Origin of the sequence: Phyllobacterium sp. CL33Tsu (assembly GCF_900113985.1) — a bacterium.
Taxonomy (GTDB): Bacteria; Pseudomonadota; Alphaproteobacteria; order Rhizobiales; family Rhizobiaceae; genus Phyllobacterium; species Phyllobacterium pellucidum.
In genome coordinates this window covers 126,983-140,121 of sequence record NZ_FORJ01000004.1, presented here as the reverse complement: position 1 = coordinate 140,121, position 13,139 = coordinate 126,983, and the positions used below count along the sequence as shown (strand labels likewise).

The window sequence follows — 13,139 nt, the reverse complement described above, 5'->3', positions numbered from 1 at the left end:
ACGCCTCTGCACAAGCACAATGGAAAGGACGAGTTCCGATGGTCGAAACCAGATTGCTTACAGATCACCAAGAAATAAAGGATTGGGCCGCAGGTCGTTCCGGTGTGCCCACCATCCGCGATTCCGCCGATTTGATCGGTAGCGACGTTCCAGTCCTCGCGCTTGCCTTTGGCCAGCACGCCTATGAGGACGACGACGATCAGGGCGCTGACCGTCCAGCGGATTTTGGCCGTCCGCGGCTCGTTGAATGGGACGAATGGTTTGCCATCTTTGACGCCGAGGGCCTTGGCTTGGTCGTCGCCGAGGACCTACCCGGCCAGCATGACGAGTTCCACGAGATCATTCGGCGCTAGCGCGACAATCGACGAGATCGATTGCGCCAGAAAATAAGAAGAAAGCGCGGACAAGTAAGGTGAGGCTCGGCTCGAGGAGAAAGGAAGGGTCGACCCGAGCCCCGATGTTGCAGATCGCTAGAAGCGCAACCCCGAAAGCGTGCGCCCGCTGCAGCTTCCCGTCAACTCACGATAATGTAAAAGGTGAGGTCCGGCATTTCGCTCAATGTGACTCACCGAACCTCACATCGAGCGTTGGCCTCTCGACTCACCAACCTTGCTGCACCGCAACAGGCCTGTCAATGGCCCTGCTTGATAGCCATTTGAAGGATTTCATTCCGGCGGCCCCCGGCGCGGCCTCTATTTACGTTACGACGCATCTAAAAAGAGGAGGAGGGAAACGTTTACAAGGGGGAACCTTATCGTCTCTTGCTCCTCCTAAAGCTGATCGCCGGTTTCTTGGGGGCAGTGTGGCGATCAGAAGTCGATCATACGATAGCCTGAGTGATGCAAGAGTGACACGTTGCAGGAATGATACTGCCTCGCCCGGATTTCAGCACAGCTAGCAAGCTATTGCGCTCAATGGTTCCTGATCATATTGAGGAAGATGGACGCAATCTTGTCGAGATGCGCGTCGCCGCCTTCTAGGTAGGCTTGGCGCCCAGCCCCTGCAACGGCATGGAACAGCCGATTTTCGCCAATGGAAAGTGCCTCGATCTCGCGCGCAAGTTCGTTCGGGTCGCGTTCGCTTTGGTCCTTGCGCTTCAAATACTCGGCCAGAAGCCGGCGGCGCCGTTCGGCATCGGTCGTCAGTGCTCCGTAGATCCCCCAGGCAAACCAGGATTCGCCTACGCGCAAGTCTGAATCGCCTATCTGCTCAACAAATTTCGGGGAAAGCTTGGCCTTTTGCGTTTCGACGATTCCATTCGCCACTTCAAAAGCGTCCTGATCAGTCAATTGTTTCTCGGCACTCATTCCGGCCTCCAACTCATGCTGCGGTTTCGAGTGCAAGATAGTGTGCCGGGCCGGCGTTTGACAGGACAAAACCGAAAAAACTGAATGCAACGACCTGCCGGTTGCTCCGAGTGTTTCGCTCCATCCGCAATTCTCCGTATGAGCGTATCCTACAGTAAATTACTCCCAGACTGCCGGTAAGTTCAGTAGTTTTTGGGCCGATGACGCCACATTGGCGCAGTGAGCATGCTTCAATTTCACGCCATCGGCCCTGCACGAAAGCTACTTGGGGAGGGGCCGGCACTACCAGAAACGTCAATCGGGACGAGGGGTAATTTGTGATGAAGAGACTACGCCTCATGAGCGGAGCGGTGGCAATCGTGACGCTTTTCATGGCCGGGATCAGCTCAGCGGATACGATCAGCTACGCCGATGCGGTCAGTGCGCTTGCCAAGGACTGCGGCAAGGATATCAAGAAGCTTTGCAGCGGTCTCAACCTTGGCAACAACCGCATTCAGGACTGCCTGCAGAAAAACGAGGCGAAGGTTTCGCCAACCTGCACCTCCACGCTGACTTCGGTCACTGCCTCGATCAGTCAGCGGCAAGCCGCGCAGACTGGTTTTTTCAAGCTTTGCGAACATGACGCGGCCGAGTTCTGCAAGGGCGTAAAGGGCGAAGGCAATATTCTCGCCTGTCTCTTGAAGACGAAGCGGATCGACAACGGAAAGTGCAACCAGGCGATTACCGATGCGGGATGGCGTTGAACCATGCGCGGCTTAGGGAGACAAAGAATGCTTGCTCATCGACTTCGCGCCGGCCTGGCGCTTGGCCTCTTGCTCGCTGCCGGTCCTGTCGCGGCGCAGCAGCTTACCGACCGCCAGCTCGTTACCAGCTTGAGCCAGGTATCATCCGAGGCACCGGCGATCGATATCGCATTGCTCATGGAAGAAGCGAACGCCAATGTCGGCAAGGGGGTGGCGAACCAGCCGAACTGGAGCCAACTCACTCATCTCGCGCAATTGCTTGTCGAGATCGACTTCGAGAACGATTCCGTCGCGATAGAGCCGCAGTCCTACCGGACGGTAGGACTTATCGCCGATGCGCTGCATCATCCGAACCTCATGTTCTACAAGTTCCTCGTCGTCGGGCACACAAGTTCGACAGGTGATGCCAGGCATAACCTAAAGCTCAGCCAGGAACGGGCAGACGCGATCCGGGAGGCATTGACCACAACTTTTGCCGTTTCGCCCGATCGACTTTATGCTGTGGGCGTGGGCCAGGAAATGCCGGTCGATGCCGCCAATCCGAAGGCAGCGTCAAACCGCCGGGTCCAGCTGATCAACCTTGGCATGGTGAAATAGTGCCAGCGAAGGGGGCTTGTTGCGGCTTGTAGCGCGCATTCTGATCGCAACCATCCTGTCGCTGGTCATTGTGCTGGCGACGGCATGGGCGGCGCTCGCGCTTTGGTACCGCCTGCCGGGGCCCGAATATCTACGCGCGCTTGCGGGGTGCGTCTTCGTCATTCTCGGCATCGTGGCTATCATTGCCCTGTTCACGCGCAGGATGTTTCGCGGCCCTGCCGCCTTTCTGATCGCATTCGCGGCCTTGCTGTTCTGGTGGAGCACGATCCGACCGCCGGCCCAGGCAGATTGGGCACCTGAAGTGTCCCGGCAGGTAACCGGCACGGTGAATGGCAACGTGCTGACGTTGACAAATGTTCGCGAATTCGAATGGCGCGGCAAGACGGATTTCGTCGAACGCTGGTCGACCCGCAGCTACGACCTCAGCAAACTCCAAACCGCTGATCTTTTCATGTCCTATTGGGGCAATCCCAATATTGCGCATGTCATCATGAGTTTTGGTTTCGAGCACGATCAGTATGTTGCATGGTCGATTGAGGTAAAGCGGCGTGTGGGCGGCGCGTTCTCGCCGATAGCTGATCTATTCAAGAGTGATCCTCTCGTCATCATCGCGGCCGACGAGCGCGACGTGATTGGCGTCAGGTCGAACTTTCGCGGCGAGGATGTGCAGATTTATCGCCTGAGGGCGGGACCGGAGGCCGCAAGAGCGCTGCTTCTCGAATACGTTGCCGATGCCAACGCCCTGTCGACGTCACCGGAATTCTATAATTCGATCACGACGAACTGTACGACGACGGTCGTCAAGATGATGCGTGCCGTCGGCGACGTCGTCCCTTTCGACTGGCGGCTGATCGTCAACGGCTATTTGCCTGAATATGCTTACGACCACGGGGCGCTCGACAAAAGCTATTCGCTCGCAGATCTGCGTGCCCGCGCTCATATCGACGAGCGGGCTAATGCCGCCGGCTTGTCGCAGGATTTTTCCCGCCTCATTCGGGTCGGGGTGCCATCGCCGGCGGAAAAGAACGCCAACTGAGCGCGAGGCTGTCAGGTTCGGGGCCCACGTCTGTGGAACGGGATGATGGCCGCACGATCGAGCGCCGCGCCGATCTCGCTTGCAAGGTCGTCCACGAGTTGCAGATACTCGGCATAACGCTCATTGCGCTTTGGCTCCGTCGATTGCTCCCAACGGCACAGTTCCACCTCCGCGTCCGCGAAATCGGCACACAATTCGCGGAACTCATCATCGCGGGCGGCACGTTCCTCTATCGCTTGACCTCGGAAAGGAAATCGCCTTTTCGCAGCCACTACCCCTCTATCCATGTCAAAGAGCTCCCTTTCCGGAGCAAAAGGAGTTTCGAACTTACTATCGTGGACGGGGAGGCATTTGGGGAGTAGGTTACCGTAGCATACAACTAGAAGATGCGGGTGGTTTCTGTTCATCGGGGGATGAAAGAATGCAGGACCAAATGGAGGCCCGGACTGAACAGGCAGCCGGCGCACAACGCGTGCCGCCCGCTCCGGAGGATATCCGCGCCCAATTGGATCGCATGATTGCCAGTCCTGAATTCCCCAATGCAGGACATGCGCATGCCTTTCTTCGCTACGTCGTTGAAGAGACGCTTGCAGGGCGTGCCGAGCGCATCAAGGGCTATTCCATCGCCATTGAGGTTTTCAATCGCGACGAAGGCTTTAACCAGGACGATCCGGTTGTACGGATCGAGGCGGGCCGTCTGCGCCGTACGCTTGAGCGTTATTATCTGATCGCCGGCAAGGATGATCCGGTAAGGATCGATATACCAAAGGGCAAGTACGTCCCGTATTTCTCCTGGAACGAAGCCGGGACGGTGGCAGAGCCTGCCGTTGCTCCCGTCGTGGCTCCTCCGAAATCCCTGTTCGCCCGCCCCGGTAGGCTGGCTGCGTGGATGCTCGCGGCTGCAATTGCAATTGCATTACTCGGTTACTGGACGTTTGACCGCACGGTGTTCGATCCAGGCGTCTCATTCACGTCGGTTCCGAATGAACCGTCGCTCGTCGTCGCGCCCTTTGCCAATCTCGGCGAGAGCTCACAGGCCAACCTTTACGCGCTGGGGCTGACGGAAGAACTGTTGACGGCGCTGCCCCGCTTCAAGGAACTCAAAGTGTTTGGGCGGGAAACATCCGAGGCTTTGCCAACCGGCGTGGACGCGTCGCATATACGCGGCAAGCTCGGGGCACGATACCTGCTGACCGGGGGCGTGCGTATATCCGATGATCGCGTGCGAGTGACTTCCCGGCTTATCGATACAGCGACAAATGCTATTCTTTGGTCAGACACTTATGAGGATGATCTTCGCTCGCGTGGCCTTTTTGCCATCCAGACCGATGTCGCAAACAAGGTCGCGAAAGCCATAGCCCAGCCATACGGCATAATCACGCAAGTCAATACGGCGAATCCGCCGCCAGATGATCTCGACGCGTACGGGTGCACACTTCGCTTCTATGCGTACCGCGCCGAGCTCAGCGTTGAACGCCACGCCAATGTCCGCGCGTGCCTGGAAACAGCTGTTGCGCGTTATTCGACCTATGCAACAGCCTGGGCAATGCTGTCGATCGTCTATCTGGACGAGGATCGATTCGGCTACAATCCTCGATCGAATTCGCAACCCGCACTCCAACGTGCGCTGCAGGCCGCCCGGCGCGCCGTCGAACTCGAGCCTGACAACAGCCGGGCCCTCCAGGCGCTGATGACCGCTCTGTTCTTCAATCAGCAACTGGCGGAATCGATGCGCGTGGGCGAAGAGGCGCTTGCCATCAATCCCAACGATACCGAACTCATGGGTGAATACGGGGTTCGCCTCGCCATGGGCGGCGAATGGAAGCAAGGCGCACAGGTCCTTGACCAGGCACTCGCATTCAATCCCGGCGGTGCCGGCTACTACCACGGCAATCGCGCCCTCGCTGCCTATATGCTCGAAGATTACGATACGGCGCTTATCGAAATCCGTCAGGCGAACCTCGAGAAATTTCCCCTCTTTCATCTGGTTGCTGCCGTCATCTACGCAGAAAAAGGGATGATGGATGAGGCAAAACGAGAAGGCGACACCTTCGTCGCCATGCGCCCGGGGTTCATTCCAAACCTCGTAACCGAACTCAAGCTCCGCAATATTCAACCGAATGATCAGGCCCGCATGATCGCAGGCATTCGCAAGGCAGGGCTGCTGCTGCCGCCCGGCGCAGAAGCAGCGGCGGGCGCGGTGCCGGCGGCTGCGTCTGCTCCATCTCGGTAGGGGCGTGGCGCGGGGGGTAACATACCCGATACTACGAGCTTAATGGCATCACAGCGCATAGTGTTGTTCCTGCCTGCTCAAGCGGGCGAAACAGGGAGGATGCTTCAATGCAGAAGATGGCTCGAAACGTTAAGCGGTTCGCTGCGACAACCCTGTCGGTAGCGGCGGTGGCGCTTTATGCAGTAGCGGCAACATTATCCGCAGCAAGTGCCGACGAGGCGGACGCCAAGAAATTGCTCAAGGCAATGTCCGACTACGTCACGGCGCAAAAGCAGATCTCGTTCAATTACGACACCAATCTCGAGGTCGTCACCAAGGAACACCAGAAACTCCTGCTGGCAAGTTCCGGAACGATCGAACTCGACCGTCCCGACAAGATCCGTGCGACGCGGCATGGCGGATTCGCCAATGTGGAAATGACCTTCGATGGCAAGACGGTGACCCTGTTTGGCAAGGATGCCAATGTATATACGCAAGTGGATTCGCCCGGCAGCATCGATCATCTCATCGACGAACTGCGGGATAAACTGCATCGTCCTGTGCCCGGCGCCGACCTGCTCCTACCAAACGTCTACGATGAACTGATGCGGGATGTCACGAATGTGAAGGACCTCGGGAGCGGCGTAATCGGCGGGACCGAATGCGATCATCTTGCGTTCCGGGCCAAGGAGGTTGACTGGCAGATCTGGATTGCCCAGGGCGACCATCCTTATCCCTGCAGATATGTCATCACGGCGAAAAAGGTAGACCAGGGGCCGCAATACAGCATTCAGATCAGCGACTGGAAGTCGGGGACAGACGTCTCGGCAGCTGACTTCGGATTCAAGAACGCCACGGATGCGAAGCAGGTCGATCTCAAGAAATTGGGCGATATCGACGAACTTCCACAACACTTCGCCGTAGGAGGCAGCAAATGAAAACCTCAAGGAAGTTAAGGATAGTCGTATTGACGGCGATCGTCGGGCTGTTCGTGTTGGAAGCCGGTTTCGAATTGTCGGTCCCGGGCATATCCGGTTTCGTTACGCCCGCCGACGCCAGGATCGGACGTCCACTCACGCCTGTGAGTGTAGCAGGAGTCGCCCGGCGAACTGTTCGCCGCTGTGCCGTCGGCGTGTACTATTGTTAAGGCCATGAGTGGGAGCGGTGCCATCAGATGCAGTTGTGTAAAAAAGTCATGCGTTCTGAACGTCGATATGGGGCGTTCATTCTATTGTTGGCCATTCTCGCTTCAGGTTGTGCGAGCCATCCGAAAAACGTGCTGGCGCCGGTTGCCGAGACCGCGCCAGCAGCAAGCCAGGTCGATATGCTCGTCACGACTACCCGCAAGCGCTCCACCAACCCCGGCGAGATGTTCAGCGGCGAGCGGGGCCTCGCGCCGGCATTTGCTGACATCACGGTTTCGATCCCGCCAAAGACGGTGCGCAAGGAGGGTGAAGTAGCTTGGCCGAAGCGACTTCCTCCCAACCCGGCAACAGATTTTGCGACGCTGAAGACAGATGATTTGACCCTGGATGAAGCCAAACAATGGCTCCGTACGGGGGTAAGAAAATCCCCTGATCGCAGCGTTCTCGTGTTTGTCCATGGGTTTAATAACAGGTTCGAAAGTTCCGTTTTCCGCTTTGCGCAGATCGTAAAGGATTCGGGCGTTCATAGTGCGCCGATACTTGTGACATGGCCCTCGCGCGGAAGCCTTCTCGCCTATGGCTACGATCGGGAAAGTACCAATTACACGCGCAATGCCCTCGAAAACCTGTTCCAGTATCTGGCGCGGGATCCAGAGGTTAAGGAAGTCTCCGTGCTGGCGCATTCGATGGGAAACTGGCTCGCACTCGAGTCTCTCCGCCAGATGGCGATCCGTAATGGCAAGCTGCCTGCGAAATTCACCAATGTGATGCTGGCGGCACCCGATGTCGATGTCGACGTTTTCCGGTCGCAGATTGCGGATATGGGAAGCCAGCATCCCCGCTTCACACTGTTTGTGTCGCGCGATGATCGCGCCTTGGCGCTATCGCGGCGTATCTGGGGGGACATTCCGCGGCTTGGGTCGATCGATCCCGAGCAAGCGCCTTACAAAGCAGAACTCGAGAACAACAAGATCGCCGTCATCGATCTCACCAAGATCAAGGCCGGCGACGATCTCCACCACTCGAAGTTTGCTGAATCACCGGAGATTGTGCAGCTCATCGGCCAGCGCATTTCCGAGGGCCAGACGCTGACCGACAGCAAGACAGGTCTCGGCGATCAGATTCTCGCCGCGACGACGGGAACGGCGGCCGCCGCAGGCGGCGCTGCCGGATTGATATTGGCTGCCCCGGTCGCGGTTGTCGATCAAGCAACGCGAGACAATTACGGGGATCAGCTCAGCGGGACCTTTGGGGTGTCGCAGAACACCACGACGAAGAAAGCGCCTGCCAAGGACTGCAGCGCCGGCCTTGCTTCGACAAGGAAATGCGACTGAGCCCGTCTGGAGCGGGCCGGATAGTGCGATACAGGCTCCTGAACAGATTCCTGTTGATCAGCAAGACGGCCGGCCGTCGCATTGGCAAATATGGGCGCTGGCAAAGGGCTAGGGGGCGGACAGATGCCGCCCCTCAGCGGTCAGGATCAGCTGACGAGCTGCTCGGCCCGCGCTGCAATCCTCTGATAGGCCTTTTCGATCGGATCGCTTACCTTGACGAATGGCGAGGCCCAGATGCGAAGCAGTGCCTTGAGGTGTTCGCGGCCACCCTCGTAACCGACGATCGGTGCAAATGGTGTCATGGCCACAGGCGCTTCGTCGGCATATAGGCGCTTGTAATCCGCGAAATTGGTGAAGTGCTCATAATTGCTTTCCCTGACGAGAAGCGTCTCGGCAGCCAACCCTTCCGCCTGGATCACTTCATGGGTATCCAGTACGATATGGTAGTAGTCGAGCACCTCGCCGCGGCTGGGAGTAGCAGGAGCAATAGTAGCCCCGTTTACGAGGTCTTTCACGCGGATAAGGACGCCATCAATATAGAGCGCATGGTTGGGAGAGAGGTAAAGGTCTTTGTGTGGCGTGCGATCGTCGAGCGCATGACGCGAAACCTTGATTGGAACAACGCTTTCGTGCCAGGATTTTCCGCCGTTTTTGTAGCGTTGATGCCCGACCCATTTGATGGGCACTGCATGGCCCCGCATTGTGACCACCAGATCACCCACCTTGAGTTCCTCGATCACCGCCTCGCCTGTCGGCGTCATGATCGAAGTGCCGCGCAGAAAGCAATTCTGGCCGCTGGAACCGGAGCCTGAACCCGATCCGGAGCCCTTGTTGCCTCCTCTTCTCCAGGTCTTGTGACCCATCGCGTCCGCCGCTGAAGAAGCAACGACTGTAGCTGTGATTGCACCCGCCACGCCAAGGAAATGTCTTCGCGCTCGGTTGTGCGGTGAATTTTGTCTTTTACCTGATGACATCATGCCCCTCCATTTTGTTATTGGTGCGGTTTCTACCGATATTGGCCCAAGATCATCCTACATGAACTGCGGGCGCCAGAAACGCTCATGGTTAGTGCTTGCCAGCTGATGAATTAGGCGTAGCAATTGCTTGAAATATATGCACTTCGAGAGAAATCATACTACTTTGGAAGTAGCGGGGGGGGTTCCCTTGAGGACGACGCGGAAGAAGGGTTGGTGGCGCTAGCCCTCGCCAGCGCTTTCGGAAGAAGCGGCCTCCTTGAACCGCGTCTCGAACTCGCGGCGCAGGCTCCGCCGCGTTTCCGCTGCCCGCAATCGTCTCTTGCCAATCTCAGATTGTGGATCATACGCTGGAATGGCGGTCGGCTTACCTTCTTCATCCACGGCCACCATGGTGAAGTAGCATGAATTGGTGTGCCGGCGGATGCCGCTGCGGATGTCTTCCGCTTCCACCCGAATGCCCACTTCCATTGAGGTTCGGCCCGCGTAATTGATCGAGGCGCGGAACGTTACGAGTTCACCGACAAGGATGGGTTGGCGAAACACCACCTGGTCTACCGATAGAGTCACCGCATATTGCTTGGAAAAGCGCGAGGCACAGGAGAAGGCGACGCGGTCGAGAAGATTGAGAAGCGCGCCGCCGTGGACCTTGCCGCTGAAATTCGCCATGTCCGGTGTCATGAGGACCACCATCTCCACATGACTCGTATCGGTGTGATCGCCCATATTTCCCCATCTCCTTATGGTGGCGTCCATGGGAGGCCACTTGCGCGCGCAAGCCACTATGTAAGAAATGCTTTCGGGCCGCAACGCAGCTTCGCCAGGCGCAAAATGCGTCAGGCGTCCATTTGAAGTGGCGTATGATTGCGCATCGTCCGAGCGGGTTGGGCTTTCGCGCCGGGTTCGCTAAAGCGGCAGTTCCTTCCCGGCCTGCTCGCGCACGATGTATTCGGCGTACCAATCCGGCCAGTTCTCGTCGTGCTTGCCGCCCTCGCGCTTCTCATGTTCTCCATGCGCGGTTGCTGCCCGGCGCAAGGCGGCAGCAAGCTCGGACGAGGAATTGAACAAGGTGTTGTCCGCGTCGACGCGCCCCGGCAGCCGTGCCGTGATTTCCTGCAATAGCCAGCCATTGCCGTCTGGATCGCTGAATGACGCGAACGAACGGTAGGTACCCCGTTCGGGATCAAGGCCGCTGACGCGGACACTGCCAAACAGGTAGGGTTCGTCGGATCCGGTATAGGTGTCGCCGGCATGGTGGAATGTTTCGCTGACCTTGACTCCGTGGCCGATCAACTCGGTGCGCGCTGCCTCGATGTCGGAAACAATGAGATAGAGCCCCTTGACTGAACCTGGAGCTGCAGCAGTGACGTTCTTACCGAAAATGACCGAGCACCCCGAACCCGGCGGCGTGAACTGAATGACGCGAAAGTCGTCGGCAGGGTAATCGGCGTCGAGCCGCCAGCCGAGGCTTGAATAGAATTCCTTCGCCCTGTCGACGTCCGAAACAGGGATGACGACAATCTCCAACTTCATGTCCACGCCTGCATTTGTCATAATTCCCTCCCCGTGTTGGTAGGTATTGCCGTTGAACTTACGCCCGTTTCAGAAGACCAGGATTTGCCGGCATCTTGCGCAGACGCGTCCCGGTTGCGGCATAGATTGCATTGGCGATTGCTGGGACGATTGCCGATGTACCAGTCTCGCCCATCCCTCCGGGTGGTTCCGTGCTCGCCACAATGTGAACCTCGATGGCCGGTGCTTCGTTAATGCGCAGCATCTGGTAGGAGTCGAAATTGGTCTGCTCGACACGCCCATTCTTGAGCGTAATTTCCCCATAGAGTGCTGCCGTCGCTCCGAAGATGATGCCGCTCTGGATTTGAGCCTCGATCGTATTCGGGTTGACGGGGGTGCCGCAATCCATCGCGCAGACGACGCGTCGAAGCTGGACAGTGCCGTCTTTCGCCACTTCGACCTCGGCAACCTGTGCCATGTAGCTGCCGAAGACAAACTGCAGCGAAACCCCGCGTCCGCTTCCCTCGGGGAGCGTGCTTCCCCATCCGGCTTTTTCTGCCGCAAGGTCGAGAACGGCCTTGGCGCGGGGCGACTTGTCGAGAAGCGCCCGCCTGTAAGCAACTGGGTCCTGTTTTGCCGCAGCAGCCAGTTCGTCGACGAAGCTTTCGGTTACGAAAACATTGTGCGAGGGGCCGACACTGCGCCAGAATCCAGTCGGAATGGCCGGAGGCTCCGCCCGCACATATTCGACGTGGAAGTTCGGCAAATCGTAGACGAGATCGATGGCTCCTTCGGTCGAGTCCGGATCGAGCCCATCCTTGAAGCCTGGGGGCAGCCACCGCGCAATCACGGACGATCCGGCGAACCGGTTCTTCCAGGCAATTGGCCTACCCTTGTCGTCGAGCCCAGCTGAAAGGCGATCGAACCAGTAGGGGCGGTATAGGTCGTGCTGGATATCTTCCTCGCGCGTCCATACCACTTTTACCGGACCATCGACTTGCTTGGCGATCTCCACGGCGCGGACCGCGCCATCCGCCTCAAGGCGCCGGCCAAAGCCGCCACCGATCAGGTGGTTGTGAACAATGACCTTCTCCTGCGGCAGACCCGCCGCCTGCGCCGCCATCGCCTGAACCCGCGCGATCGCTTGATTCCCGATCCAGATCTCGCATTCGTCCTTGCGGAAATGCACGGTACAATTCATCGGCTCCATCGGCGCATGTGCGAGGAACGGCAGCTGATAGGTCGCCTCGACCCGCGTGACCGCGCTGCCCATGGCCTTGTCCACGTCGCCGATATTCTGTGCAACGGCACCTGGGCTCATTGTCGCCTTGTCGAGCTCGCGGGCAATATCCTCGGTGGCAAGCGAAGCGTGCTGGCCGTCATCCCATTCGATCTGCAGGGCTTCCATGCCCTTTTTGGCAGCGCCCATATGATCGGCCACGACTGCGACAGCATCGTCAAGCCTCACAACCTGACGCACGCCCTTAACGGCCAGAGCGGCAGCGTCATCAAGGCTCTTCACCCCGCCGCCAAAGACCGGAGACTGCGCAAGCGTTGCGATCTTTACCCCGGGCGGCCGGACATCGATGCCATAAATGGCGGTGCCGTTGACCTTTGTCGGCGTGTCGAGCCGCTTGATTGGCTTGCCTATCAACGTGAAACGATCGGGCGATTTCAGCGCGACATCTTTCGGCACCGGCATGTTCGCTGCCGCGCCGGCCAGTGCTCCATATGTCAGTCGCTTGCCGGTCTCATCGTGTATCACCTCACCGCCCTGCGCGCGGCAAGTACCCGGATCGACACTCCACTCCTTGGCGGCCGCTGCAACCAACATCATGCGCGCGGTTGCACCCGCCTCCCGCATTGGTTTCCATGCACCCCGCATGGCGTTCGAATTACCCGTGGCCTGGACCCCGAGCAGCGGATTTGCATAAAACTGTTCATTCGGGGGCGCATGTTCGAGGTGAATTTTGTCTAGGCTCACTTCAAGTTCTTCAGCTATCAGCATGGGGATCGCCGTATAGGTGCCCTGACCCATTTCGACATAGGGCATCGTCAGGAAAACCTCGCCATTGCCATCGATGCGAATGATGGCGTTTGGCTCGAAGCCTGCGGCTTCGCTCGCCCTCGCTGTGTTTCTTGATGATGGCAGGTGCAGGCTCAGGACAAGTCCACCGCCGATGGCCGCGCTTGCCTGGAGGAAGCTGCGGCGAGAGAGATTTGCCGGCAACAGAGACTGGCGTGAACCCCTTTCGGTCAAGGCGTGATCGATGGTCATG

14 protein-coding genes are annotated in these 13,139 nt (G+C 58.3%); 8 read left to right on the top strand and 6 right to left on the bottom strand.

Features of this window, described 5'->3' with window-relative positions; translation table 11 throughout:
* Positions 1-38 precede the first annotated feature (38 nt).
* Entirely contained in the window at positions 39-353 is a 315-nt protein-coding gene (locus BM074_RS15690) for a hypothetical protein (protein WP_091923220.1), read from the top strand.
* Positions 354-911: 558 nt separating this feature from the next.
* Here BM074_RS15690 and BM074_RS15685 read toward each other — a convergent pair.
* The gene (locus tag BM074_RS15685; protein WP_027232110.1) at positions 912-1,307 is read right to left on the bottom strand and encodes a hypothetical protein; all 396 of its coding nucleotides are present in this window, start codon (positions 1,305-1,307) and stop codon (positions 912-914) included.
* A 338-nt stretch (positions 1,308-1,645) separates the two neighbouring features.
* Here BM074_RS15685 and BM074_RS15680 point away from each other — a divergent pair, with 338 nt between their 5' ends.
* The 3 genes from BM074_RS15680 to BM074_RS15670 are packed head-to-tail and all read left to right on the top strand — an operon-like array spanning position 1,646 to position 3,683.
* Complete coding sequence (locus tag BM074_RS15680) at positions 1,646-2,050, top strand: hypothetical protein (protein WP_228020112.1); 405 nt, start codon at positions 1,646-1,648, stop codon at positions 2,048-2,050.
* A 27-nt stretch (positions 2,051-2,077) separates the two neighbouring features.
* Complete coding sequence (locus BM074_RS15675; protein WP_091923219.1) at positions 2,078-2,647, top strand: OmpA family protein; 570 nt, start codon at positions 2,078-2,080, stop codon at positions 2,645-2,647.
* A 16-nt stretch (positions 2,648-2,663) separates the two neighbouring features.
* Positions 2,664-3,683, top strand: coding sequence for an Lnb N-terminal periplasmic domain-containing protein (locus BM074_RS15670; RefSeq protein ID WP_091923217.1), 1,020 nt, complete (start codon positions 2,664-2,666; stop codon positions 3,681-3,683).
* Between the two features lie 11 nt (positions 3,684-3,694).
* Here the strand turns inward: BM074_RS15670 and BM074_RS23500 are convergent, their stop codons facing one another.
* Positions 3,695-3,850: a hypothetical protein gene (locus BM074_RS23500; protein WP_348271665.1), complete on the bottom strand. Its 156-nt coding sequence runs from the start codon at positions 3,848-3,850 to the stop codon at positions 3,695-3,697.
* 254 nt (positions 3,851-4,104) lie between these two features.
* Between BM074_RS23500 and BM074_RS15660 the strand changes: the two genes are divergently transcribed.
* The 4 genes from BM074_RS15660 to BM074_RS15645 all read left to right on the top strand — a co-directional run bounded on the left by BM074_RS15660 (position 4,105) and on the right by BM074_RS15645 (position 8,374).
* On the top strand, positions 4,105-5,916 hold the full coding sequence (locus BM074_RS15660; RefSeq protein ID WP_244532884.1) for an adenylate cyclase: 1,812 nt from the start codon (positions 4,105-4,107) through the stop codon (positions 5,914-5,916).
* A 107-nt stretch (positions 5,917-6,023) separates the two neighbouring features.
* Entirely contained in the window at positions 6,024-6,833 is an 810-nt protein-coding gene (locus BM074_RS15655) for a DUF2092 domain-containing protein (protein WP_091923215.1), read from the top strand.
* Positions 6,830-7,042, top strand: coding sequence for a hypothetical protein (locus BM074_RS23330; protein ID WP_036814631.1), 213 nt, complete (start codon positions 6,830-6,832; stop codon positions 7,040-7,042). Before BM074_RS15655 ends, BM074_RS23330 begins: the two co-directional genes overlap by 4 nt.
* A 48-nt stretch (positions 7,043-7,090) precedes the next feature.
* The gene (locus BM074_RS15645; RefSeq protein WP_091923213.1) at positions 7,091-8,374 is read left to right on the top strand and encodes an alpha/beta hydrolase; all 1,284 of its coding nucleotides are present in this window, start codon (positions 7,091-7,093) and stop codon (positions 8,372-8,374) included.
* Positions 8,375-8,520: 146 nt separating this feature from the next.
* Here the strand turns inward: BM074_RS15645 and BM074_RS15640 are convergent, their stop codons facing one another.
* The 4 genes from BM074_RS15640 to BM074_RS15625 all read right to left on the bottom strand — a co-directional run bounded on the left by BM074_RS15640 (position 8,521) and on the right by BM074_RS15625 (position 13,138).
* Entirely contained in the window at positions 8,521-9,348 is an 828-nt protein-coding gene (locus BM074_RS15640) for a Hint domain-containing protein (protein WP_091923211.1), read from the bottom strand.
* A gap of 222 nt (positions 9,349-9,570) precedes the next feature.
* Positions 9,571-10,074 (bottom strand): acyl-CoA thioesterase, encoded by a 504-nt coding sequence (locus BM074_RS15635; RefSeq protein ID WP_091923209.1) that lies wholly within the window; start codon positions 10,072-10,074, stop codon positions 9,571-9,573.
* A gap of 180 nt (positions 10,075-10,254) precedes the next feature.
* On the bottom strand, positions 10,255-10,902 hold the full coding sequence (locus tag BM074_RS15630; RefSeq protein WP_091923208.1) for a VOC family protein: 648 nt from the start codon (positions 10,900-10,902) through the stop codon (positions 10,255-10,257).
* A 37-nt stretch (positions 10,903-10,939) separates the two neighbouring features.
* A complete protein-coding gene (locus tag BM074_RS15625) occupies positions 10,940-13,138 on the bottom strand; it encodes a xanthine dehydrogenase family protein molybdopterin-binding subunit (protein WP_091923555.1) in 2,199 nt (732 codons plus the stop codon).
* Position 13,139 lies beyond the last annotated feature (1 nt).

Excerpts from the sequence above, each read along its gene's own strand:
- BM074_RS15690 (WP_091923220.1), top strand. The coding sequence starts at position 39 with ATGGTCGAAACCAGATTGCTTACAGATCACCAAGAAATAAAGGATTGG.
- BM074_RS15685 (WP_027232110.1), bottom strand. The coding sequence starts at position 1,307 with ATGAGTGCCGAGAAACAATTGACTGATCAGGACGCTTTTGAAGTGGCG.
- BM074_RS15680 (WP_228020112.1), top strand. The coding sequence starts at position 1,646 with ATGAGCGGAGCGGTGGCAATCGTGACGCTTTTCATGGCCGGGATCAGC.
- BM074_RS15675 (WP_091923219.1), top strand. The coding sequence starts at position 2,078 with ATGCTTGCTCATCGACTTCGCGCCGGCCTGGCGCTTGGCCTCTTGCTC.
- BM074_RS15660 (WP_244532884.1), top strand. The coding sequence starts at position 4,105 with ATGCAGGACCAAATGGAGGCCCGGACTGAACAGGCAGCCGGCGCACAA.
- BM074_RS15655 (WP_091923215.1), top strand. The coding sequence starts at position 6,024 with ATGCAGAAGATGGCTCGAAACGTTAAGCGGTTCGCTGCGACAACCCTG.
- BM074_RS23330 (WP_036814631.1), top strand. The coding sequence starts at position 6,830 with ATGAAAACCTCAAGGAAGTTAAGGATAGTCGTATTGACGGCGATCGTC.
- BM074_RS15645 (WP_091923213.1), top strand. The coding sequence starts at position 7,091 with ATGCGTTCTGAACGTCGATATGGGGCGTTCATTCTATTGTTGGCCATT.
- BM074_RS15640 (WP_091923211.1), bottom strand. The coding sequence starts at position 9,348 with ATGTCATCAGGTAAAAGACAAAATTCACCGCACAACCGAGCGCGAAGA.
- BM074_RS15635 (WP_091923209.1), bottom strand. The coding sequence starts at position 10,074 with ATGGGCGATCACACCGATACGAGTCATGTGGAGATGGTGGTCCTCATG.
- BM074_RS15630 (WP_091923208.1), bottom strand. The coding sequence starts at position 10,902 with ATGACAAATGCAGGCGTGGACATGAAGTTGGAGATTGTCGTCATCCCT.
- BM074_RS15625 (WP_091923555.1), bottom strand. The coding sequence starts at position 13,138 with ATGACCATCGATCACGCCTTGACCGAAAGGGGTTCACGCCAGTCTCTG.